Genomic DNA, 23717 nt, shown 5'->3' with positions numbered 1-23717 from the left:
TATTAAATGCTTAGCACAACTAATTCTTTTTATTATTGGCTGTCTTTTTTTAAATTTTTATAAAAGATAATTGAAGTGGTTAGTAAAATCAAAAATCCTATAAGAGAAACATAAAATCTCCAATTTTCAATTCCGCTATCTATTCCTTTACCAAAAAATGTTTTTCCAGCAAATACTGTGATGAAAATTAATAAGATTAAAATTGATTGTTTTTTTGTTTTCATAATTTATATAATTAAAAGTTTTTATTACAATTACAGGTAACGGTCTCGGCTATGAGTAGTTGCGTGGTTTAGCACTAAACTCTGCAAGTACACACCAAACTGAAAACCGTAAGGATTTTCAGAAGTAGGTGAGAACAAGCAATTACTTATAGCCATTGTTGTGGTGTCGTTATTTTATTAATTTAACAATTCTCCAAGTATTGAAGAGTCTGTATTTTCTGTTGTTACGAGTTTATATTCAAATATTCGTTCACTTCTTATTTTTTAAATTCATTAATTGAATAAGTAAACGATTGATTCTTAAATTTACATGGCAGTTTGTCAAGTCGGCTTTTTATTTCTTTCTGCTTGAAGTTTTTAGGAATTTTCCATTCCGTTCCGTTTTCAATTTCTATTTCCACGTAGCTTAGTCCAATTTTACTTAAAATATCTAAAGTTTTTTGGAAGTCGATTACTTTTTCAATTATCAAATCATATCGTTCTCCTCTAATTCCTATTTCAAATCCGTAAATCCATTCGTCAAGACTCAAAGCGCTTCCTGGTTGAAGAAAATCAGATGAACTTTTGTCAACAATAATTCCATTATAAGCTCCAACTAAAAAATTGTTTGAGTCAGGATTTAATTCTTTAAATGGGATGTACCAAAGAGATTCTCGTTCCAAAATATTAGAAGAGTCAACAATATAATCCTTATATATCTCATTCTTTTCGAGAAAGGTCTTTGTAATTCGTATAGCTTTTTCTTTATCGTTCATCATAATGCACCACAACGGTCCGCGGCTAAAGAAAGTGGCGTGAGCCAAAACCAAGCCAACCCAAAAATAGACAAAATTTAGAAAATTCGGAGAATTTTCGGGAAATTCTTGAACAAGCCATTTTTTTTAACCGCTGTTGTACCTTGTTGTTTTTAAGTTTTATTTAAAATTTATCAAAAAGGCTATCCAAGGATTGATTTTCATTTTTTGTATATGTAATTTTAAGATTAAATATAGAAGCAGGTTTGTAATCCTTCGTTAATTTAACTTCTGATAACTCATTTCCTACGCTTAATAAAACATTTTCACCTTTCCAATAGGAATAGCCTCCTTCTGTTGAAGCTATTTTTTTTGAGTCTAGAAAATCTTGTTTGAAAAAGCTGGGTTTTACGCCTAAAACTCTATAATACATATAATTTAAATATTTATAATCTTCTACTGAAGGTAAGACTGTTTTATCATCTTCTATGATTGTACTATAAACTTTAAGAAGTTGTATTCCATTAAGTGTTTTCGTATCTAAATCAATTGTAACCACTAAAAAATCCATTTTTATATCAAAAATAGTTTTGAATTCATCCGGAGCGTCTTTGATTATACCAATTGCTAAATTTTCTTTTTTATTTACAGCAAACTCAGCTGTTTTAAAAAAATAAGGAAGTTCGTTGAATTTAGTACCAAGTTTTAGAGTTTTAAAACCATTTTTTTTATCTAAAATTGATAAAACTGTATTAGAAGAATAATCTTCTAAAACAAAAGTACTGCCTATAATTTTATAGGTTCCTAGCTTTTGTAAAGCAGATTGCCCTAATAATAAAGGGGCTTTTTGTTCAAGAACTACTGAAGCTTTTATATTTTCAATTTTAACACCTCCAATTTCAATTTCTTTTAAATTTATTACGATGCCTTCAACAGTATTACCATTTGCTAAAGTATAATATTCTTTGTCACCAATATCTTCGTTTCTTAAATAACCATTTTTAATCATAAATAAGGCTTCGGTTTTTGAAATGGTCACATCTGAAGCTCCTGTATCAAAAATGAATTTTAAAGGAAGACCGTTTACCTTACATGGTATCATGTATACACCATTAACTTCTTCCATTTCAATTCTTGTTTGAGAAAAAGTAGATATATTGAATAGAAAAAATATAAGAATGATTATTTTATTTAATTTAAATTTATTCATATTTTATTTTTTAAAAAGTTATACGGATGTATAAGATAGTTCCATAAATATTTTTTTATTATCTAGAAAACAATCAATTACACCAATTGTTTTTTCTTTAATAGTTATCTGAATACTAATATAAGTACCTTCGTATTCAATATCATTTATTGTGTAGCAAATATTGATTGAATGTCTGGTTTTATTAAAAATCACTTTATTAGGTTTCAAATTTTCAGAAAAGTATGCTATAGCAAGCTCAATTTCATTATTGAATTCTTGATGAGTAAAATTCCCTTTCTTTGAAATGTAATAATTTAGCATTTTTTAATTATTTATGAACGATATTGTATTTTCACAATGAGGTACAACGTTTTCCAGCTTGGCGAAGTGGCGGATTTAGAAGCACTTACTTTCAATTTAGCACTAATGTTTATTTGAAAACCAAATGTTCAATTTAGCACTGAACCCGCCATTTTGCCAAACTGTTGTTACCTGCTGGCTTTTTAATTTAATCAATCAGTTTTTAAAGGTTCTGGCATTGGCATTGGTTCGTCGTGCATATAATTTCCTAAATAGAAGTCATCTATTTCAAATGAATTGTTTATCCATTTTGCAGAAGATAGCTCTCCTTTATTATTAATTACATAAGAAATTGTTTGACTTTCTTTGTCATAAAATATAAACTTTTTATATAAATTATTATGGTCTATTATGTTTTCATTTCCTGCAATATGCAAATATTTTCTACTTGGTTCGTAAGTAAGTTTAGTTGATTTAGTATAGTTTGTAGTGTTTTTAATAAAAGTTTTTCCTTTAAAGGATAAAGCTTGTTCTAAATTGTTTTTTGACTTATTTAAAACATAAGCTCTTTGTCCTTTGCTATCCATATATTCAATTATTAACAAGTGATTTTCATCAATTTGAAACATATTAGCTATTGCTCTATGGCTTGAAAATGCTTCACTTTCTAAAAGCAGTTTGTTGTCTTTTAAATTTTTTATGTAGTATTTTCCTTTTCCATTTAACTTGTAATAATATACAATATAATCTTCATTTTCTATATGAAAAGGCTGTATAAAAAATGAAACAAATTCTGGTCGTCCAAAGTCATAAATACCATTTAAAGAAACTAAAATATCTATATTATGTTCTTTACTTTTTATTGAATAATCTTTTCTTATTTCAGTACAACGAATTCCTTTCCCAATTGAAGCTGCATTTTTTTTAATTGTATCGAAATTATGACTTTTCTCATTAAGAATAAATGATAAAAAAGATTTTTCTAATTCTTTTAATAATTTGTCTTTTTGTAATTGTATTGATTTTATTTCACTATTATTGTTTTTGTCATAGTTTACATAAGTATAAACTTTGTCTCTGAATGTTTCTAATTCTCTTTCTTGAGCATATGATGCGAAATTTAGAAATAAAAAGAATGTTAAAAGATTTATTTTTTTCATATTTTAGTTTTTTGTCATTTTTTAAGCTTGCTGGTAACGGTCTCGGCTATGAGTAGTTGCATGGTTTAGCACTTAACTTTACAAGTACACACCAAACTGAAAATCCGCGAGGATTTTCAGAAGTAGGCGAGAACAAGCAATTACTTATAGCCATTGTTGTGTGTAGTTATTTTATCCATCCGCTTTGTTGAAACGAACGATATATTTGGTTAATATTTTTATTTTTTAAAACGTCTTTTACCTGTTCAGTAACTCCAAAAATGCAACCTTGACAAGTATTAAGTTGTATTTCAAATTCACTTAATTCCGTCATTCTTTGCAATTCTATTTTTTCGATAGTTTTTCCTTTTCTCTTTAAAAATTCAAGTCCGATGTAACCGTAAGTAGCGATTTCGGGATTTATTGATTTTAACCATTTTGCCAATTCATTAAAGTCTTTTTATTAACTAGGTCAAGCATTTGTTGACATTTGTCTGGTGGTGTTCCTGCAATTCCACAAAAAGTTCCGTATGTGTAAACATCAAAGTCGGTTTTCTCAAAGTTCGAGTTTTCAATTCTTTCAAATAATGTCTTTTGTTCGTTATTATCCGTTAGTTTTAAATAAACCAATTGATTATTTGATGATTTAATTATGTTTAGATTATAAGTGCTACCTACAAGCCATAATTCAGAGCTTTCTTGAGTTAAATTGTTCTCAATCTTTCTATTTAAGCTTGTCCGTTTTTCAAGGCCATAAGGTTCTTTTTCGGTAATTTTTTCTGTACTCCAAAAACTGTCCAATTTCTTAAAGTTGAAATTTTCCGATTTAAGAATTGCTATCAAGCTGTTTAATTTTTCTTTTACAGGTTCATCGTTAAACTCGAAGTTTGTTCTCGAAGAAATTCCAAAATCGCCATTATTATTTATTTCTATTTTGAATATTTTCTCTTCTGTATCATATCCTTTTTCATTTGGGTCTTTTTTGATATAGTAAGAAATTCCATTTTGAGTGTTCCAAGCATAAGTCTTTGATGTGAAACAGCCTTTGTCATTGTATGTATTCCAGACATCTTTCATTGTACTTTCATTTAGTACAATTCCGTTTTCTGTTTTAGCCTTAAATGGCGATTCAACTGAAATTGACCTTACAATTTTATTTTTGTCATAAGGGTCAATTTGAAATGTCAGTCCGATTTTGTCAAAACGATAGTTTGTAATTAAAGTCTTTTCGGACAGAGTGTAATCAGTACCATAAATTTCAATTACATCCGAAATTGTTGATGAGTCAATCACAATAGGTATTCCTTCAATTCCTTTATTCGGAATAAGCACATTTGTTTGTCCAAAAATTGGATTAAAACAAAGTATGAATAGAATGATATTTATTGTTCTGAATGTCATTTTCATAATTACACACAACGGTCGCGGCTTACACTTCGGCGCGATCCTTATGAACCAAAGATAACAAAAAATCCTAAAGAAAAAATTCGGAAAGAATTTTTTCGGCAAAAGAGCAAAACCTTGCGCTGAGTGTAAACTGTTGTTAACAACAGCGTTTGCTGTAGAGAATGAAAATAGTTTAAAACCGAAAAAAAGCTAGAATTTTCCAAATGCAAAATATTCGGTTCAATTTAACCAATCAAATTCCAAAAGTTGACTAGCGAAAATCAGCAAACAGAAAACATTCTGCCAAATTGAGCCAATTCGGAAGCAAAACATAACTAAAGCTTTCTAAACTATTTTTATGAACGTGCGAAAGATTACGTTCCAATTGGTTTTTTACGAAGTAAAATCACGTTGTGGTTAACGGTCTCGTATAACCGTCAGTTATGGGTTAATATGCGTTAATTTTCAGATTAAACCCTGACGTTAGCAATTCCGAGTGGATTCGGACCTAGTCGAATCCGCCGTAATTGCGGTTATACATTGTTAGCCACTGGTTTTTTCTTTTGCTTTTTCAGTTATATATTCAGTCAGTTTATTCAATTCAGATTCCTCAAAGTCAATAATTCCGAGAATATCTTTAGCAAATTTTTCTGTTTGTGATTTGTCCCATTCGGCAATTGTCCGAAAAGAACTCAAATCCATATGCTCAAGTCGATTCGTAATCGCTTTTCCAACGTAATTTTCCAATTTGAATTCAAATTTTGGTATTCCGTTGTTATGAATTCTAGGAGTTTTTTCTGCCAACGGTTTAAATTCAGTTTGGATTTTTTCCATAATCCTATTTGTTATCGGACTATTTGCAAATTGATTCAAATCATAAGAGTCCAATTCCGTATATTTGACTTTATTCAAAAGTTTATTTAGTAAGTTTAATTCGGTAAAATCAAATTCAATCATTTCGTTTTGGTTTTAAACTTGTGGCTAACGGTCCGCGGCTAAAGAAAGTGGCGTGAGCCAAAACCAAGCCAACCCAAAAATAGACAAAATTTAGAAAATTCGGAGAATTTTCGGGAAATTCTTGACCAAGCCATTTTTTTTAACCGCTGTTAGCGGTAGTTTTTTAATATATACGGCATTTTTCGCAAATTCCATCATAATTCTCGTCTTCTGAATTTCCACATAATGAACATTTCAAATTTATAGTTTCGCAGTTTGATTCCACTATTTGTTTTAAAATAATATCGTCAGTAGAAATGTAACATTTGAAACTGCCATGATAATTTTTAGCTCTTATGGGAATTGATAAATTCCATCCATTTTCAATCAATTGAGTCATCATTTTTTTAATATCTATAATCCAACCGGGATATAATTTGGAGAACTTTTCAATGAATTTTTTCTTAAAAAAGCTTTCAGTATATATATTAAATTGCAAATTTCGTTCCTCAAGAATTTTTTCAAATCCAGCAACTTCCCAATCATGATATTCCCAACGAGATGCAGTAACATTCATAATTAATTCTTCAGTTGGCATATCTAAGTTTTCATCAATAACGCCTTGCATGGCTAAATTGAAATCTATTTTATTCATTGTTTAACGGTTTCAAATTTCTTATAAATGATTACGTTGTATTCTCGAATTTAAGCGAACGATGTTAAAATTACCGCTAACGTTTTGCGGCTAAAGAAAGTGGCGTGAGCCAAAACTAAGCCAACCCAAAAATAGACAAAATTTAGAAAATTCGGAGAATTTTCGGGAAATTCTTGACCAAGCCATTTGCTTTAACCGCTGTTACCTGCTGGCTTTTTCTTTTAATTTATCAAATTCCGTTTCAGTTAGGGTTTCTGTTAATTCTAATTCAATTATTGTTCCGTCTGGATGATATCTTAGATACTTTACCATTCCAATACCATTTGCATAATAAGTATATTGATAAAATTCATATTTCTGATTCTTTTCGAGAGATTTAATCTCATATTCATCTTTAAATTTTAAAGTTGAGTATACAATTCCATTAATATTTATATTTTCAAACTTGTTTTTTGTTCTTTTTTTTGTGAATAGTTCATTTCCGTATTTTGGATTTGTATATTTTACGGAATAGCTGTATTTATTATTGTCAGACCATTTATAAACATCATCATCGACAATTATTCCTTCTATTTTAATATTTTGTCCATTCTCATTTACTTCAAAATCTGCGTAACGGATTATTTCAGTACCATCAGTTTTAAATTCTTCCTCAAATAAATTATAAAGTCTTAAATCAGATGTGAAAGATTCAGTTAGAATTTTATTTGTTTGAGGATTTGAAGTAACTTTCCAATATTCTATATTCTTTAGATTGTTCTTGTCAACAAATTTAAAAATTTGAACCTTTTTTTCTTTTCCAATTTGATAGTAATAATTTTTATCGTTTTCTTGTGAAGAACAACTTGATAAAATAAATATTAAAATCAGAAGCGTTGTTTTTTTTAACATTTTCAATTTTTTAAGCTTGCAGGTAACGGTCCGCGGCTAAAGAAAGTGGCGTGAGCCAAAACCAAGCCAACCCAAAAATAGACAAAATTTAGAAAATTCGGAGAATTTTCGGGAAATTCTTGACCAAGCCATTTACTTTAACCGCTGTTACCTGCTGGTTTTTTTTATTGCTTCCTCAATTTGTTCAAAATGAATTTTATCTAAATTTTCAGAATTATGGATTTTATTTTCCGCCCATTTTTTTATATTTAATAATAGCTCTAAAGGTTTAGAATCTCCATCGTTTATTAATTCTGCGTTTTCAAAAATATCGATTTTTATATCCTCGTCTTCTGTTGCTGAGAATAAAAATGTTAATAGATAACTTTGATTTTTAAATGTATTCGATTTTTTATGGTTATCATCATATCTGTAACCATATACTAAGCATTCTCTTAAAATCCATAATTGATCACTTGTCCAATTTTGGATATCATTTTCTAAATCTTTTATATCTTCAACATTAAAGTTTTGTAAATATTTAATAAACTCATCTGCACCACCACCCATATACCAATAATCACTATCCGTATATTCGTTTCTGAGAATTATGTCATAAATAGATTTTACTTTTGCGTTTTCAGATTTGGTTTTTGAATTGACTCTAAAATTCTCATACCACGCTTTCATTTCTTGACTTGTATAATCTTCCATTTTTTCTCAATAGTTTATTTACACAATTTTGTATAAACTTGCAGGTAACGGTCCTCGGCTATAAAATTGTGGCGGAAAACCGCAGACCGAGCGATTCCAAATATAAAATTTAATTTCGAATTTTCGGAGAAAATTCGGAAAATATGCGCAAACGCCGCCATAATTTATAACCGATGTTAGCAGTAGCTTTTTATTTTTTTAAAGTGTTATATTTTTTGAATTTTCGTTTTAGAAAACTATCCCATTCTTTTTTGTCCAAACCAAATTCTTTTTTAAACAAAGTATTTATATCATTATATGTTAAAAGTCTTTTCAATCCATTTACACCTTCTTTTTCATCAATTATTTTGCAAATAAGACCAATTACGGTGTGATTTATATGTAATGTTATGTCTTTTGTTTCTAAAGTTTCAAACGTACTCAAATCAGTATCAGGATATTTTGATAAATACTCATTCATCTTGTTGATTAAATAGTTGAAGTTTTGACCTATTGAGCCACCCAAATAATAAATCAGTCCATGATTAACTGGAGATTTTTCATGTGTAGGATTAAGGTATAGATGTAGAACTTCATGTAAATTGTTTTCATCATAACCGTTGCAATAAACTATTTTGTCTTCAGGAAAAGCAATACCGGAAGGATAAGTTTGTTCCATACCGTAATAATAGTCTAAACCTTTCATTGCACCTAATTCATCTTGAGTATTGGAGAAGTAGTAATCAAATTGTATTGGTTCAAAACCCCAATCCTTTTCAAACTTTTTGAGTAAAGTGATTAGTTGATCACTTTTAGCTTTATTGAATTGATGTGTTTTTAGAAAATAGTACCTAATATTACCATTTTTTTCGGTAGAGTATAGGTGAGAATTAATTTTAATTGGAGAAATAAAATGGATTTTTTCAGAATTGTCGTTTATTGAAATATAATGGTTGGTAATAGCATATACTGAAATGTTATTTAATGAATCAGTTTGAGTCATTAATGTTTTTAAGTGAACATAATTAGTATATTCTCGTGCATAAAAAATAGTTTTTTGAGCACCAAAATTATAGGTTGGATAATCGGATGTTATTGAATAAACAATAGGGTCAGGTGTTTTGAATCTTTTACAATCATCTTTAGACCAATATTTACTATAATCTGGAAGTGAAGTTCCTTCAAACTCTGATAAATATTGCTTATAAAAATCTACTGCTTTTTTAATGTTTAAATTTGAACTGTCAACATAATCTGAGAAAACCTGCGCTTTAGCAAATTGACTCAGAATTATCAAGAAAATTGAAATTTTGTATTTCATTCGAATATTTCGATTTTGGTTAAAGTTACTGCTAACGGTCACGGCTTACACTTCGGCGCAAACCTTATGAACCAAAGATAACAAAAAATCCGATTAGAAAAAATTCGGGAAGAATTTTTTCGGCAAAAATGCGCGAACTAAGCGCTGAGTGTAAACTGTTGTTAACAACAGCGTTTGCTGTAGAGAATGAAAATAGTTTAAAACCGAAAAAAAGCTAAAATTTTCCAAGCGCAAAATATTCGGTTGAATTAAACCAATCAAAATCCAAAAGTTGTCTAGCGAAAATCGGCAAACAGAAAACATTCTGCCAAATTGAGCCAATTCGGAAGCAAAACATGACTAAAGCTTTCTAAACTATTTTTATGAACGTGCGAAAGATAACGTTCCAATTGGTTTTTTACGAAGTAAAATCACGTTGTAGTTAACGGTCCTTGGCTAGCTGCTGTTGTGGTTTTCATTACTAGCTAAAACAAATATAAATAAACTTTCGGATTTTCGGAGAAAATTCGGAAGTAGGCGAGCAGCCACAATAACAGCTAACCAATGTTAGCAGTAGTATTTTATATCCCAAAATTCCAATTAAATATTGGAAATTTCCGTTTTTCGTTTACATTACAAAGTCCCAATTGAATTCCATTAGTCTTTTTACTTTTATTTAATAAACCAATTTGAATTCCATACATTTCATTTGAGTAATTATTTATTCCAATTTGTATTCCACTCATAATTATTGCTGAGTTCGCCAACGAAATTTGTACTCCACTGCTATATAAAGCTTCATTTACTAAACCAGAAATTTGGATACCATTTGATTTATCCATAGCATTCCAAAGTCCAGCAAGAGCAATTCCATTATTTAATTCTCAAAATTGTGCTATTGCTGCTATGGTAATTCCATTGTAGTTTATTTTTCCAACTGTTCCTGATGAAATATTTATTCCATTAATAATTTCATCAAACTTATATTTGTTTCTTTCAAATTTTCCACTTACACTATCAATTCTTGAAATTGGACTTCCATTTCCTAATGGTGCAAGAAATCCAAATCCAGGAATTTCTAATCGAATTCCATTTGTCCTTACAAATCTATCTTTGTCATTCAATTGAGGAAAAGCACCTAATGAGATTCCATTTATTGTAGTGTTCTGTGTATGAAATGTCCAAAATAGATATTTTTTATTTATATTATATTCTTGGCAAAATAAATTTAAAGAGAATAATGTAATATATGTTAAAATTATAAATTTCATTTATTCGTTTTTTAAAATAATATTACTGCTAACGTTTTGCGGCTACAAGTAGTGGCGTAAACCATTACCAAGCCATAACAAATATAAACTTATTTTAGAAAATTCGGAGAATTTTCGGAATAGTACTGAACTAGCCATTACTTGTAACCGCTGTTAGCGGTAGTGTTTTTTAATCGGACCAATTTTCAATATTTCCATTCTCTTCAATCCAAATTTCAATTATAATATCTTCCCTGATTGGTATTCCTTTTCTCTTAATTATGTCAAATTGTAAGGTTGATAATGCGTTTTTCATTGATTTTATACAATGATTATATTCTCTTTTAGTAAAGAACTCTTTTATTTCCTCATCACTCCAAGCCATCCTTATATCACCGACTTTTCCATCTTCATTAATCGTTATGATATATTTGTCAGAACAATCAAATTTATCAAGTTTTTTCCAACTGTAATTTTTTACTCTATCAAACAAAATATTCTTGATTGAGTCTCTTTCTAATCTTTCAATTCCATTTTCAATATCAGTATAATTTTCCTCATCACTAATTTTGATAACCTTTCCGTTTTCAATTTTTATGACTGTCTCATAAAGAAAAATTCTTTCAAATACGCCATCCCACCGAAGCATTGTGTTTTTGTCATTTTTTGATGGAAAGCTAATAATTCCAGTGTACCAATCAACAAAAACTTTATTGTTTTTTATTTTTTCTCCAAAAATTTCGGTTAGAAATTTTTTTGAAGTTTGCTTATTGAAATTCTTTATTGAATGACAATTAATAATATCAATGACAAATAAACTATCATTTTCAAATTTATAGATTGCTTGATAGCCACGCCAACAATTGAATGAAGTTCCTAAACTTCCATCAACTGAATTTCTAAAACTTAACCCAAATAATTGACCATTGTCTTTTTCCTTTTGTTGAAGGAATTGTTCCACAATTAGATTGTAGGTTGGTATTGTATCATTTTTGAAAATAATGTAATCTGGAACTTGTGGACTAGCAAAAAGTCCATGAGGTAAAATTAAAAATGCTAGTATAGATATTATATTTATTTTCAATTCGTCTGTTTTTTAGATGTGTGTGAACATTACCGCTAACGTTCTGCGGCTTGCTCTCAGTGGCGTTGCACCAACACCAAGCCATTACAAATATAACAAAACATTCCATTCAGCAGCGGATTTTCCGTAGGAAAATCCGGAAGTAGCCATTGAAGCAAAAAGCTGTTAGCAGCTGGCTTTATTTTTCTAAATGAATTTGAAAGCCAACTCCAATCATAAATGTTTCTTCTCTTAATGTACTATTTAATTTATTAGAAATGTAGTCTAATGATAGTTCTACAGCAACACTACTATTTAAAAAAATTGCCGATCCAGCTTTGAATCCGTATCCATTGTTGTGAAACTTTCCATTATCATTACCATCAACTGTTTTTGAACCACCTTCGTAATAGTTATAATTTCCTTGTAAAAATATGTTTATTCTTTTTTCTGAATTTAAAAAGTAATATCTAACAAAAGGTCCAACTCCAAAATATTGATAGTCTTCAAATATATTGTCATAAGTATAACTTAAACTAATTCCACCAGCTAATTTGTCATAAAAAAAATAACCGATATTCGGTGAAATAGAAAATATAGTTCTGTCATCATAAGGTTTAGTTCCATCTGATAATTTTTCAGTTTTCGTTGTTTTAAAATTACCGCTTCCGCCAACTAACCAATTATTTTTAGTTATTTGGGAATATGATAACGATGTAAAAAATAAAATAATTGTAAAGATTTTCATTTTGGCTTAATTTATTATTTGGTTCTTGAGTCTGCGTTAAGCTTGCTGCTAACGTTCTGTGGCTTGCTTTCAGTGGCTTTGAACCAACACCAAGCCATTACAAATATAATAAAACATTCCATTCAGCAGCGGATTTTCAGCAGGAAAATCCGGAAGTAGCCATTGAAGCAAACCGCTGTTGTGCGATGTGCTTTCAAGTAAATTTTATTTTAAATCTATTTTATTTATTTCAATATAAATGGAATCTAAAAATTTTTGCTGTTCTGCATTTTCTTTGAAATATCGCTGATAGTTTACGCTACAACTTTGGATGTCAGTAATATTTTTCAAATTAAAAGACCAATCATCAATATTTTTGACAATAATCCCTAAGCCATCATTGCAACTTTCCCACAACTCGGAAAATTTGGTTCTTTTATCCTTGCTTAATTTTCCAAAGTCTGCGTAAACTGTAAAACCATGCATTTCCTCGTTAAAAAAAATTTCAATTTCATTGACAGGAACACCCCCCAATCGATCGTATTGCCGTTTTTGAATTCGATACTCTTGAGCAGCTTTTCATCCATCATTTGTATTTGCTTTCCTTGATTAGAAGAACCCACTTCATAGATTAAATCTGATTTATAGACTAATTTTGTTCCTTTTGGCACTGTTATTTTTTTAATAATCATTGACTCCGTTGTTATAAAATATGGTTCATCAATCATTAAGCCTTTAGGTGCGTTTTCAAAACGGCAACCAACTAAAACGAATAATACTAATAAAAAAAGTGAAAGTTTAAAAAGTTTCATAAATAGTGTTTTTATTATGGTAATATTTCCTTCTTTTTGTATCTAAGTTTTAGCATATCGCACAACGGTCTCGGCTTACACTTCGGCGCAAACCTAATGAACCAAAGATAGCAAAAAATCCGATTAGAAAAAATTCGGGAAGAATTTTTTCGGCAAATAGGCGAGAACCTTGCGCTGAGTGTAAACTGTTGTTGTAGTTTAGGTGTTTTTCAACATAAAGTAATGTGTCGTAATTCAGTTATTTTGAAAAAATCTGAACGCAAAGCAATTCAATTCGACGCAAGTTTGGAAAAAAGTCAACGTGTAGAATGTGAAAAGTCACGCACAGTTTTGTCAAAATTCCGCCTGAGAAAATTCACGCATCAAATTTGGAAATTCTAAGTGTCAAAAATCAATTTATAGATTCCAACAACACTTAACTACAACGGTCTCGGCTATGAGTAGTTGCGTGGGTTAGCACTTAACTTTGCAAGTACACACCAAACTGAAAATCCGCGAGGATTTTCAGAAGTAGGCGAGAACAAGCAATTACTTATAGCCATTGTTAGCACCAGTATTTTTATTTATTAATTCATATTCTTTTACTTCCCATTCTCCATTTTCCTTTTCTAATTTTGAGGAAATATTGAAAACTCCATTTTCAGCGACAAAAATTAGGGATAAATGAGAACTTCCAGTTTCGGAATTCCATTTAGAACTTACATTTCTTAAAATTCCATAGTGTTTGATTTCTCCAGTTATTTTTTGAATATCGATGTTGTTTTCGCAATATTTTTGAGTCACTTTTACTGGTTCAGATTGTCCAATTGTCAAATATCCAATAAGAACTAAAATCATTGAGAAGATAAGAACGAAAGTGTAAAATTTGAGTAAGTTTTTTACCAAGAAGAAAAATCCATTAAATGGATTCTTTTTCATTGATTTAATCATTTCCTGATATTTTTTGTAAAAGTTCGGATAATGTCCTCTTGTTTCTTTGTAGGATTTTAACCAAAAATAAATTCCAAATCCCGTTACTATAACTGATAAAATCATTCCGTAAGTTGATTCAGGTAACTTTCCATTTAAGTCGCCAATCCAAGATAAAACCCATAAAATGGCTCCAGTCGATAATAATATTCGGAATAATGTTTTTTTGTTCAAGGTTGAGTTTATATTGGTGCTAACGGTCCTCAGCTTGCGATTCGGCGCTGAATTAAGCTCAAAGATAGCAAAAAAACATACGAAAAAATTCGGAACGAAGTTTTTTCGGCAAGAATGCACAAGCCTAGCGCTGAACGCAAACTGATGTTGCCATTTCGTTGTTTTTTATCGAAAGTAGAGCTGGTACCAAATATAATCTTTGTTTTTATAGATTCTTTAATTTCAGACTAGTTTTAAAAATATAAATTATATTCAAGATAAAAATCATAAAAGGAAGTGCAAAAATATTAAATGACTTCAAAGTTTCTTTTCCGATTATTTCTCCATTTTGAGTTAAATCTTTTGTTATGTTTCCAAACGAACTAACATAAACAATTAAACCGATTGAAATAATGTTGAGAGCGATCAAAAAATAAGATGTTTTTTTCATTTTTAAAATTATTAAAGAGTTATTTGATATTTTATACAGAACTTAACCAATCATTTTTAAATCTTTTTTTACTTACTAAGTAATCTTAATTTGTACTAATTAAATCAAACATATTTTTACAATAAGTGTTTTTTTACAATGAATGGCAACGGTCACGGCTTACACTTCGGCGCAAACCTTATGAACCAAAGATAGCAAAAAATCCGATTAGAAAAAATTCGGGAAGAATTTTTTCGGCAAAAATGCGCGAACTAAGCGCTGAGTGTAAACTGTTGTTAACAACAGCGTTTGCTGTAGAGAATGAAAATAGTTTAAAACCGAAAAAAAGCTAGAATTTTCCAAGCGCAAAATATTCGGTTGAATTAAACTAATCAAAATCCAAAAGTTGACTAGCAAAAATCGGCAAACAGAAAACATTCTGCCAAATTGAGCCAATTCGGAAGCAAAAAATAACTAAAGCTTTCTAAACTATTTTTATGAACGTGCGAAAGATAACGTTCCAATTGGTTTTTTACGAAGTAAAATCACGTTGTAGTTAACGTTCCCAGGCTTTGCGAGGTTGCGAACTAAATAACCCGAAACTTTCGGTTAATCACGGAACTCAAAGATACAAAACCAACTTTAAATTAAGTCCAAAACCCGCAATCTTGCAAAACCTGTGTTAGTAGATGTTGTTTATTTTTTAATAAACTTAGATACAATATTATCTATAACAATTAAATATATCCCACTTTTTAAGTCTTCAATTGATATTGCATTTTCTTCAATTGTATTTAATTCCCCAATTTTAACCAATTTTGAATTTATGTCGAAAATCTGATATGATTTATCTTCAAAATGTCCTTTAACATTTAATATTGAGGTAGTAGGGTTTGGATATAATTTTAAAGTACTAGAATCAAATGATACGGTAGATAAAACATTACCTGTATATCTCGCAATTGCAAAATCATTGCCAGTGTATCCTACCAGTATTATTTTTTCGTCAGGTTGTATTGCAATATCAAATGATTCACTATATGTATTTGTTCCAAAATCAGTAATCACTAAACCATTTGTACCAAATGTAGTGTCTGTAGAATAATTAGTATTAATTCTCGCCATTGAAAAAGTAGAAGTAGAAGAACTGTTATTTATAGAAGAACCAGATAGTAAAATCTTTCCATCACCTGCTTTTGCCATTCCATAACACATATCAATTGTATTAGACGAAAAATCAATCGAACCTTGTGAATTTACAGTTCCGCCACTAGTTACAGTCCCAAAATAATATTTGTAATCAGTTGAAGACCATCGACTACTACCACTAAAAAGACTTGAGTCATCTGGATTTAACAAAATTGAATACGATTTATTATCACTTGTTGTAAATGAATTAGAAGAAAAACCGTCTGTTGAAAATGTTGTATCTAATGTTCCGTTACTATTTAACCTACAGACATATTGTCTGGCATAAAGTAAAGACCCGTTTCCTGGAATATCGCTCCATCCAATTGCAGTAATTTTACCATTTGATTTTATTTTTAAATCTTCGATTGAAAACATAAATCCGATTGAGTTGCTTTCTGGAAATGGTAAATCAATCAATTTTCCATTATCTGCAAATGTTGTATCCAGTTGCCCAGAAGAAGTATATCTTGCAAAAATTCCTCGTGATTCGTCTGAATTCCAAATACATTCACCTCCCACAACTATATTACCTGTAACATGATGAATTTTTACAACTCTAAAAACATCTGTTCTTGGGTTTGAATTGTAAATTGTAAAATTAGTTAATACTTTACCAGTTGAATTAAAAGTGGTATCTAAAGTACCATTTGTGTTTAATCTTATAACTGCTCCAGCTCTATCACTACCATCATCAGAATATCCCGCAATTACTATTTTCCCATCCATTTGAATATCTACAGAATATGCTTTATCATCACTACCTGTTTGTAAGTCATAAGAAACTTTACCATTTGCTCCAAATGTATTATCAAGACTACCGTCTGAATTATATCTTACACATGCAAAATCATAGCCAAAAACAGGATTATATGTATATCCAACTACAACTATTTTCCCATCGTTTTGTAATGAAACACTTCTGGCCTTATCTTCTCCTGAATTAATTGATGTAATAACTTTACCTCCAGAGCCAAAAGATAAATCTAATGTACCATCTTGAGAAAAAGCTATAAAAGAACTCATAAAAGTTCCTAAAAGTAAAATTTTTTCATTTTGTATATTTATTTAAGGTTTTTAATTTACAATATCTACTAACGTTTTTGTGTATGAGCCGTTGCGTGGGATTTCCCGAACCTTGCCAAACAAAAAACTGCGCTTGGAAATTCCGCAGGAATTTTCAAGATGAGCACAGACCAAGCAATGGCTTATACACGGTGTTGGCAGCAGTTTTTTTTCGCTAAAATCTTGTTGAAAATCCAATGCTTAACAATATGATTTCAGTTTGTTTTTGTTCGTAATTATTTTTTTTTATTTCGCTTATTTCGTTCATTAAGTCAAGCATTAATCCAAATGAAGTGTTTGTGTTAATTTTATATTCTGCTCCCATTGATATGCTATATCCAAAATTAAATCCACCACTTTTTGTATTAATTTCTTCGTTTAAATTTAAGATTTTTGAGCGCAATAAGAAATTCGCATACGCACCAATTCCAGCAACCAAATTCAGTTTTTCTTCTTTGTCGAAGTTAACTCGATGGGATAATTTAAATGGAATCTGAAAATATTCATTTTTTAATCGACTTTGGTCAGTTCCATTATAAAAATTGGAATTGAAGTCTAAAATATTGACGCCTGAAGTTAGTTTGGTCTTATCGCTGTCGGTAAAGCTATAATCGACATTAAAATCGATAGCGATTAGATTGCCACTTAAAACTCCGATTTGATTGTTTTCCAATGTAGAATTTCCTACACCAAAATTCAGTCCGTAACTAAATTTACTTTTCTCTGTCTCTTGTCCAAATGAAAGCGAGAATATTGCTAAAAAGCAAATGGTTGTTAAAATTATATTTTTCATATAATTACGATTTTAGGTTTTTTTCAAATTGCTGCCAACGGTTTTGGCTATGATTTCGTTGCGTGAAAATCCGCAAGGATTTTCCGCCGTAAACCGAAGATAGCAAATTTGCGAGGACTTTCCGAAAGGAAAGTCAGAAGCAATGAATTATAGCCGGTGTTGTACAACGTTATTTTTTTATTCCGATTTCTATATAATACCAATAATTTTCTTTTTTAAAATCTACAACCTCAAGTTCGTGTCCAGTAAAAACTGCTCTTAAAGTTTTTTCAGTTCCACCAGAACGTATTCTATTTTCTGCTGGAAGTTTATTCCCATTTTTATCAGTCAGCCAAATTGTTTGTTCGTCTTTTTGATAAAATTCCTCAATTTGACTTTTATCGATTGTCTGAATTTGAAAATCATTTTTTCCAATTTTATTTTCAGAGAAAAAACGTAGCTCCCAACTTGATTTTGGGTTATATTTTTTATTTAGTTTTTCAATCCATTCAGTTTTATAATTCTGTTCGATTTGTTGAACTGCTTTTTTATCAGCGTACATATTGACAAATAAGTCAATTGAATTATTCGTTATTCCAACAATTTTATTCTCAACAAATAGGTTTTCCGTTTTGTCTAAATGATAACTTATAGTGGAATCAATTTTGGTTCCTACAAGTCCATTTCCACCCACAGAACCTTTTGCGTATAAATTCACTTGTTTTGTATTCGGTTTATTCCAAATATTAATTTCGTCTCCAACATTTATTTCAAAGTCAGATTTTACTCTTTCAAAACGAACAGTCTTTTTGAAAGGTAATTTTTTGCTATTTCCGAAGATGCTTGATAGGATTCCCATAATGTTGTACAACGGTCACGGCTTACACTTCGGCGCAAACCTTATGAACCAAAGATAGCAAAAAATCCGATTAGAAAAAATTCGGAAAGAATTTTTTCGGCAAAAGAGCAAAACCTTGCGCTGAGTGTAAACTGTTGTTAACAACAGCGTTTGCTGTAGAGAATGAAAATAGTTTAAAACCGAAAAAAAGCTAGAATTTTCCAAATGCAAAATATTCGGTTCAATTTAACCAATCAAATTCCAAAAGTTGACTAGCGAAAATCAGCAAACAGAAAGCATTCCACCAAATTGAGCCAATTCGTAAGCAAAACATAACTAAAGCTTTCTAGACTATTTTTATGAACGTGCGAAAGATAACGTTCCAATTGGTTTTTTACGAAGTAAAATCACGTTGTGGTTAACGTTTTGCGGCTACAAGTAGTGGCGTAAACCATTACCAAGCCATAACAAATATAAACTTATTTTAGAAAATTCGGAGAATTTTCGGAATATTCCTGAACTAGCCATTACTTGTAACCGTTGTTAGCAAACGTTATTTGCATTCATTATTGTAAAATTCAACAACTTTTTCAAACTCTTTATGCTTTAATTCTTTTGATTTTACTTTTGCAACAAGATTTTTGCAGTCAGAAAAATATTTTGAAACAAAAGGAATAAATTTTTGTTTATAAAAATATCCTTCTCCATAATAAAATACAGGTAATTTATCGCTTTCTTTTTTAAGATAGTAAGATACATGTCCCATATTGTTGACTGATGTAACATATCTGAATAATGAAACTTTTCCTTCAACGATAACTTCTAAAAGTTTATTCCATTTATCAGTTCTACTCTTTTCATTATCAAGATGAATAGTTTCGCTATAAATATACTTTCTTAAAATACCATTTTCAGTAAACTCAAAAGATTTTATCAAATCATCATCATATTCAATAACTTTTGAATCATTATCACTTTTGAATTTTACATCATCACCTTTAGTTATTTTTATTAGCCCTATTAGTTCATCACCATTGTTAAAGGTTATTTTACCCTTGCTATATTGTGAAAACACAATGAAATTTGATAAAGTAAATAATAAAATAAATAATTTTCTCATAATAAATAATTAAAAGTTATATCCTAGTGTTAAACCTAAATTTGGTAAGAAATTGATGTCACCCAAAAAACTTTCTGCTTGAGGAATGTCTGATTTGAAATCTAAATTACCGCCACCAAATATTAGACCAAAAGCAAAACCAGAATCTGTTTGCCATTGATAACCAGCTGTTATGCCTAATGAAGTCATAGTAGTTTTCGCATCATTCAATTCTTTAGATTTTGTATTAATACTGTTATAATATGGTCCAATATGCCAACCTTCCATTAACGCATTATTCTTTGAAAAATAATATCTACCTTCAACATAATACCCGATTCCTGTTGATGAATAGTCGTTGTCGTTTATAAATATTCTTGTCATTGAATATCCTACTTGTCCAACAACAGAAAAATGAGGAGACAAAGAGCGTTCATATTGAACTCCTATATTTCCAACGATTGAACTTGCTTTTACAATATTTTCTTGAGAAAAAAGATTGTTAAAAAATAAGAAGACTAACGGTAATAAAATTTTTTTCATTTTATCGTTTTTTTTGTTTATAATATTTGCTAACGTTTTGCGGCTACAAGTAGTGGCGTAAACCATTACCAAGCCATAACAAATATAAACTTATTTTAGAAAATTCGGAGAATTTTCGGAATAATACTGAACTAGCCATTACTTGTAACCGCTGTTAGTGGCTGGACTTAATTTTTATAAACTTTCCATTTTTGACTTTATAAATTCCACTTTCGATGCAATTTCCACATTCATTCTTTGGAAGGCAATTTCGTATAACTGTGAAAGTATTATTTTTGAACTTTATCATTGATTCGCACTTGTTTAAAACTATGTTTTTTTCATCAGCATTATATGACGATTTGTCTAAAGTCAAGTAAGTTTTATTTTTTAAATCAAATATTAGATACCAACTGTAAAGGTTTATCCCATATCCTGAACGTGAAACATTAATTTCAATTGATACATATTGATTATTTAATTTATGATGTTTACCAACAACATAATTAGAAGCAAAATCATTATAATCATAAACAATCCAATAACTTTCTCTTTTTTCAATTAAAAACAAACCTTCTTCTTTTAGATACTTTGTTGTAAAGAAAAAAGTATCGTTAATTTTATCTACTTCATTTATAGTTTTAAATGTTTGTTTAGTTTTAATTGTGTCGTGCAATCGAATGGATTGAAACTCCATAATATCATTAGTTTGAGCCATTGCGAAATAGCCCCAAAAAAGAAAGCAAAATATTAAAGCATATTTATTCATAGAAATATGTTTTTGAAACTAATTTTCCATCTTCATTATAGTCTTCATACCAAATCGCTTTTCCATTTTTATATTTAGAGATTCGCTTTTTCTTTTTGTTTTTGTGATAGCGGATTGTTTTACCGTTTAGATTTCCATTTTTGAATTTGTATATAACAACTAATTCACCAAAATCATTATATTCTCTCCAAAAACCTTGTTTATGGTAACCTTTTATTAATCCTTTACTTTTTATTTTATCATTTATATATACTTCATACTCGTCATCGGGAACGCTTTTTTTGAATTCAAAGTAAAACCCATACCAAGCGCCCATATCTTCATGGTGCCCAACTTTGAGATAAATGCTATCACTCGGTTTATTGAAAATGTAATCTTTCCTATTATCTTTTGTTTTTGTCAGCTCTATTTTTATTTGAGAGAAACAATTTAAACTTAAAAAGTAGAATAAAAACCAAAGTCCGTATTTCATTTTGTTTTCTTTTTTGCAGATTTTCTGTAGTCTTGCCACTAACGGTCTCGGCTATGAGTAGTTGCGTGGATTAGCACTTAACTTTGCAAGTACGCACCAAGTTGGAAATTCCGCAGGAATTTCCAAAATAGGCGAGAACGAGCAATTACTTATAGCCATTGTTGGCGGTAGTTTTTTATTCGTTCATTTTTATTTTGTGTTCAGTATATTTCAAAGATTCAATGTCCGAAATACTAAAACCTTGTTCAGAAATATAGTCCACATTTTCTTTCATTGAAACTTGAATTTCTTTTTTAACGGTTAAATTTCCATATTCTTCATAGGCTTCTGGTAAATAGATTGAAAATGATTTTCCGTTTCTAAAAGTTCCGATTTGCGTGTCTCCGTATTCGTTTTTAGGGTCTAAAAAGAATAAGTAGTCTTCTTGCGTGTCAGTTTTATTTTTAGAAAATCCAATTGAAAGTTCGGGAATCGCTGTATTTTCCTCATATCCACTTAACCAACCAACAAGATTGTGATAAACATAAAAACTAATCGATTGGTCAACTTTGATTATTTTCCAATCTCCGTATTCCGCAATTCCGAAATTGTATATTTTATATTCTTCATTTCCTGAAAGTTCTCCATATTCTTTTATTCCTTTGAGAATGTAACTTTCAGTTGTACTTTTTGTAAGTATGAATCTGTTGTAATCTTCACTCTTTATTTTCTTTAATGTTCCGAGAGTCGACTTTTCTTGTTCAACTGTATTTATTTTAGTCTCAAAACTATTAGTGTTTTGACTACTTGGATTATTTCCCTTTTTTCCTCCAAGCTGATTGAAAAAAATTAAAATAATTACAATTGCGATTACGCCTATTATTATGTACTTCATTTGTTTTTTTAAATTACCGCCAACGTGTTTGGCTATGGTTTCGTTGCGTGAAAATCCGCGAGGATTTTCCGCCGTAAAACGAAGATAGCAAATTTGCGAGGACTTTCCGCAAGGAAAGTCAGAAGCAATGAACTATAGCCGGTGTTGTGTTTTAGTTGTTTTTTCAGATTGTTCAATTCAGATTTCGGTTCTAATATTCATTCGAGTTAAGAACGATGTCAGTTACGTGATTTTTATCTTTATCATAAAATCTATAAACTAATTTAGCATTATATTTTTTGAAATATTCAGCTTGATTTTGGTTTTGCAGATTTTTCTTGAATTCAGGCTTAAATAAATCCTCAAAAGCCTGTGTGTCAATATCAGATTTGCTGTCATTCAGAAGTGTGTAATTTTGTCTTAAAACATTCTTTTCAGGCGAAGTGACACTATCAAGTCTTGTATTTGAGTCAAAAATAAATGGACAGTCTTTATTCATAATTTCGGCTCTTTCCGCAATAGTGTTTTCATTGCTCAAAGTCAGCTCTTTTTTAGACTTGAATAATCTTGAACCGAAGTTCACAGCAATTACCATTATTGCAACAGTAATAGCTGTTCCAATTAAACTCTTTTTTTTCTTTTGTTCCATTTTATATTAATTAAGTTTTTTCGACAATTAAACACAACGGTCTCGTATAACCGTCAGTTACGGGTTTATATGCGTTTATTTTCGGTTTGACACTGACTTTAGCAATTCCGAGTGGATTCGGACGTAGTCGAATCCGCCGTAATTGCGGTTATACATTGTTGCCAACAGTTTTTTTATTCGGTTATCCATATTGTCAATGCCAATCCAGTTTCGGAATCAAAATTCAACATTGCTGGGTTTTTTCGGTCAGACCAATTCCGATGCCAATACCCAAATTCAATATCCTCAATGTCTTTTTGAGAAAAGGATTTATTTCCGTCATCATCTTTTCCGTAACAGCTATGAATTCCGTTTGTCAGTTTTTGAATTAGGTCAATTTCTTCTTGTCCGATTGCAATTGCCTCATTCGTGAAAATGAAGTTTTTATTTGGTAGTCCCTCGAAAGTTTTTATGTCAATAACGTCAAAAAGTCCGCATTCAAATTCATATTCTTCGATGAAACTTTTTGAAAAAGTCCGAACTGTTTGTCCGTCAAATTCAGTCGGTTCGCCTTGCTCATAAAATTCGGCGTTTGGGGAATTGTCAAAATCCAATTCAAAAAGCGTTTTTAAACTTTTTTCGGATGATTTATTAAAGTCAAATATTCCCATTGATTTT

General features: G+C 30.1%; 28 protein-coding genes. All 28 read right to left on the bottom strand.

Going from position 1 to position 23717, the window contains the following annotated elements:
* Positions 1-32 precede the first annotated feature (32 nt).
* Positions 33-224 carry a hypothetical protein gene (locus GCU34_RS05180; protein WP_072783479.1) on the bottom strand — a complete coding sequence of 64 codons (192 nt, stop codon included), beginning with the start codon at positions 222-224 and terminating at the stop codon, positions 33-35.
* A 257-nt stretch (positions 225-481) separates the two neighbouring features.
* Entirely contained in the window at positions 482-982 is a 501-nt protein-coding gene (locus tag GCU34_RS05175) for a hypothetical protein (RefSeq protein ID WP_152378366.1), read from the bottom strand.
* Positions 983-1142: 160 nt separating this feature from the next.
* Complete coding sequence (locus GCU34_RS05170; protein ID WP_084656904.1) at positions 1143-2168, bottom strand: retropepsin-like aspartic protease family protein; 1026 nt, start codon at positions 2166-2168, stop codon at positions 1143-1145.
* Between the two features lie 18 nt (positions 2169-2186).
* Complete coding sequence (locus tag GCU34_RS05165) at positions 2187-2471, bottom strand: hypothetical protein (protein ID WP_072783485.1); 285 nt, start codon at positions 2469-2471, stop codon at positions 2187-2189.
* 191 nt (positions 2472-2662) lie between these two features.
* The gene (locus GCU34_RS05160) at positions 2663-3610 is read right to left on the bottom strand and encodes a hypothetical protein (protein WP_072783487.1); all 948 of its coding nucleotides are present in this window, start codon (positions 3608-3610) and stop codon (positions 2663-2665) included.
* Between the two features lie 166 nt (positions 3611-3776).
* Positions 3777-4034: a hypothetical protein gene (locus tag GCU34_RS05155; protein WP_152378365.1), complete on the bottom strand. Its 258-nt coding sequence runs from the start codon at positions 4032-4034 to the stop codon at positions 3777-3779.
* Complete coding sequence (locus tag GCU34_RS05150) at positions 4019-4990, bottom strand: hypothetical protein (RefSeq protein ID WP_152378364.1); 972 nt, start codon at positions 4988-4990, stop codon at positions 4019-4021. The genes GCU34_RS05155 and GCU34_RS05150 overlap by 16 nt, the downstream gene beginning before the upstream one ends.
* A 528-nt stretch (positions 4991-5518) precedes the next feature.
* Complete coding sequence (locus GCU34_RS05145) at positions 5519-5932, bottom strand: hypothetical protein (RefSeq protein ID WP_072783491.1); 414 nt, start codon at positions 5930-5932, stop codon at positions 5519-5521.
* Positions 5933-6095: 163 nt separating this feature from the next.
* On the bottom strand, positions 6096-6566 hold the full coding sequence (locus GCU34_RS05140) for a hypothetical protein (protein ID WP_072783493.1): 471 nt from the start codon (positions 6564-6566) through the stop codon (positions 6096-6098).
* Positions 6567-6767: 201 nt separating this feature from the next.
* A complete protein-coding gene (locus GCU34_RS05135; protein WP_072783494.1) occupies positions 6768-7457 on the bottom strand; it encodes a hypothetical protein in 690 nt (229 codons plus the stop codon).
* A gap of 147 nt (positions 7458-7604) precedes the next feature.
* Entirely contained in the window at positions 7605-8150 is a 546-nt protein-coding gene (locus GCU34_RS05130) for a hypothetical protein (RefSeq protein ID WP_072783496.1), read from the bottom strand.
* A 190-nt stretch (positions 8151-8340) separates the two neighbouring features.
* Positions 8341-9450, bottom strand: a complete 1110-nt coding sequence (locus GCU34_RS05125; protein WP_072783498.1) for a hypothetical protein — start codon at positions 9448-9450, stop codon at positions 8341-8343.
* A gap of 560 nt (positions 9451-10010) precedes the next feature.
* Positions 10011-10271 carry an LA_2272 family surface repeat-containing protein gene (locus GCU34_RS05120; protein ID WP_072783500.1) on the bottom strand — a complete coding sequence of 87 codons (261 nt, stop codon included), beginning with the start codon at positions 10269-10271 and terminating at the stop codon, positions 10011-10013.
* Between the two features lie 42 nt (positions 10272-10313).
* Positions 10314-10700, bottom strand: coding sequence for a hypothetical protein (locus tag GCU34_RS05115; RefSeq protein ID WP_072783502.1), 387 nt, complete (start codon positions 10698-10700; stop codon positions 10314-10316).
* Between the two features lie 169 nt (positions 10701-10869).
* On the bottom strand, positions 10870-11763 hold the full coding sequence (locus GCU34_RS05110) for a hypothetical protein (protein ID WP_072783503.1): 894 nt from the start codon (positions 11761-11763) through the stop codon (positions 10870-10872).
* 178 nt (positions 11764-11941) lie between these two features.
* Entirely contained in the window at positions 11942-12490 is a 549-nt protein-coding gene (locus tag GCU34_RS05105) for an outer membrane beta-barrel protein (RefSeq protein ID WP_072783505.1), read from the bottom strand.
* Positions 12491-12915: 425 nt separating this feature from the next.
* The gene (locus tag GCU34_RS13835; RefSeq protein ID WP_227658734.1) at positions 12916-13281 is read right to left on the bottom strand and encodes a hypothetical protein; all 366 of its coding nucleotides are present in this window, start codon (positions 13279-13281) and stop codon (positions 12916-12918) included.
* Between the two features lie 528 nt (positions 13282-13809).
* The gene (locus tag GCU34_RS05095; protein ID WP_072783509.1) at positions 13810-14424 is read right to left on the bottom strand and encodes a hypothetical protein; all 615 of its coding nucleotides are present in this window, start codon (positions 14422-14424) and stop codon (positions 13810-13812) included.
* A 1105-nt stretch (positions 14425-15529) separates the two neighbouring features.
* Complete coding sequence (locus tag GCU34_RS05090; RefSeq protein WP_227658774.1) at positions 15530-17068, bottom strand: T9SS type A sorting domain-containing protein; 1539 nt, start codon at positions 17066-17068, stop codon at positions 15530-15532.
* Between the two features lie 193 nt (positions 17069-17261).
* Positions 17262-17879 carry an outer membrane beta-barrel protein gene (locus GCU34_RS05085; protein ID WP_072783517.1) on the bottom strand — a complete coding sequence of 206 codons (618 nt, stop codon included), beginning with the start codon at positions 17877-17879 and terminating at the stop codon, positions 17262-17264.
* A 169-nt stretch (positions 17880-18048) separates the two neighbouring features.
* The gene (locus GCU34_RS05075) at positions 18049-18717 is read right to left on the bottom strand and encodes a hypothetical protein (protein WP_072783519.1); all 669 of its coding nucleotides are present in this window, start codon (positions 18715-18717) and stop codon (positions 18049-18051) included.
* A gap of 532 nt (positions 18718-19249) precedes the next feature.
* Positions 19250-19816 carry a hypothetical protein gene (locus GCU34_RS05070; protein ID WP_072783521.1) on the bottom strand — a complete coding sequence of 189 codons (567 nt, stop codon included), beginning with the start codon at positions 19814-19816 and terminating at the stop codon, positions 19250-19252.
* Between the two features lie 9 nt (positions 19817-19825).
* Positions 19826-20338 carry a DUF3575 domain-containing protein gene (locus GCU34_RS05065; protein ID WP_178138347.1) on the bottom strand — a complete coding sequence of 171 codons (513 nt, stop codon included), beginning with the start codon at positions 20336-20338 and terminating at the stop codon, positions 19826-19828.
* A gap of 154 nt (positions 20339-20492) precedes the next feature.
* Positions 20493-21086, bottom strand: coding sequence for a hypothetical protein (locus GCU34_RS05060; protein ID WP_143146200.1), 594 nt, complete (start codon positions 21084-21086; stop codon positions 20493-20495).
* Positions 21079-21558, bottom strand: a complete 480-nt coding sequence (locus GCU34_RS05055) for a hypothetical protein (RefSeq protein WP_072783526.1) — start codon at positions 21556-21558, stop codon at positions 21079-21081. Before GCU34_RS05055 ends, GCU34_RS05060 begins: the two co-directional genes overlap by 8 nt.
* A 175-nt stretch (positions 21559-21733) precedes the next feature.
* A complete protein-coding gene (locus tag GCU34_RS13600) occupies positions 21734-22432 on the bottom strand; it encodes a hypothetical protein (RefSeq protein ID WP_072783528.1) in 699 nt (232 codons plus the stop codon).
* Positions 22433-22622: 190 nt separating this feature from the next.
* Entirely contained in the window at positions 22623-23060 is a 438-nt protein-coding gene (locus GCU34_RS05040; protein WP_152378362.1) for a hypothetical protein, read from the bottom strand.
* Between the two features lie 173 nt (positions 23061-23233).
* Positions 23234-23710: a hypothetical protein gene (locus tag GCU34_RS05035; protein ID WP_072786023.1), complete on the bottom strand. Its 477-nt coding sequence runs from the start codon at positions 23708-23710 to the stop codon at positions 23234-23236.
* Between the last annotated feature and the right edge of the window lie 7 nt (positions 23711-23717).

The organism is Flavobacterium haoranii (genome assembly GCF_009363055.1).
Taxonomy (GTDB): domain Bacteria; phylum Bacteroidota; class Bacteroidia; order Flavobacteriales; family Flavobacteriaceae; genus Flavobacterium; species Flavobacterium haoranii.
This window is presented reverse-complemented; position numbering and strand designations above follow the sequence as displayed.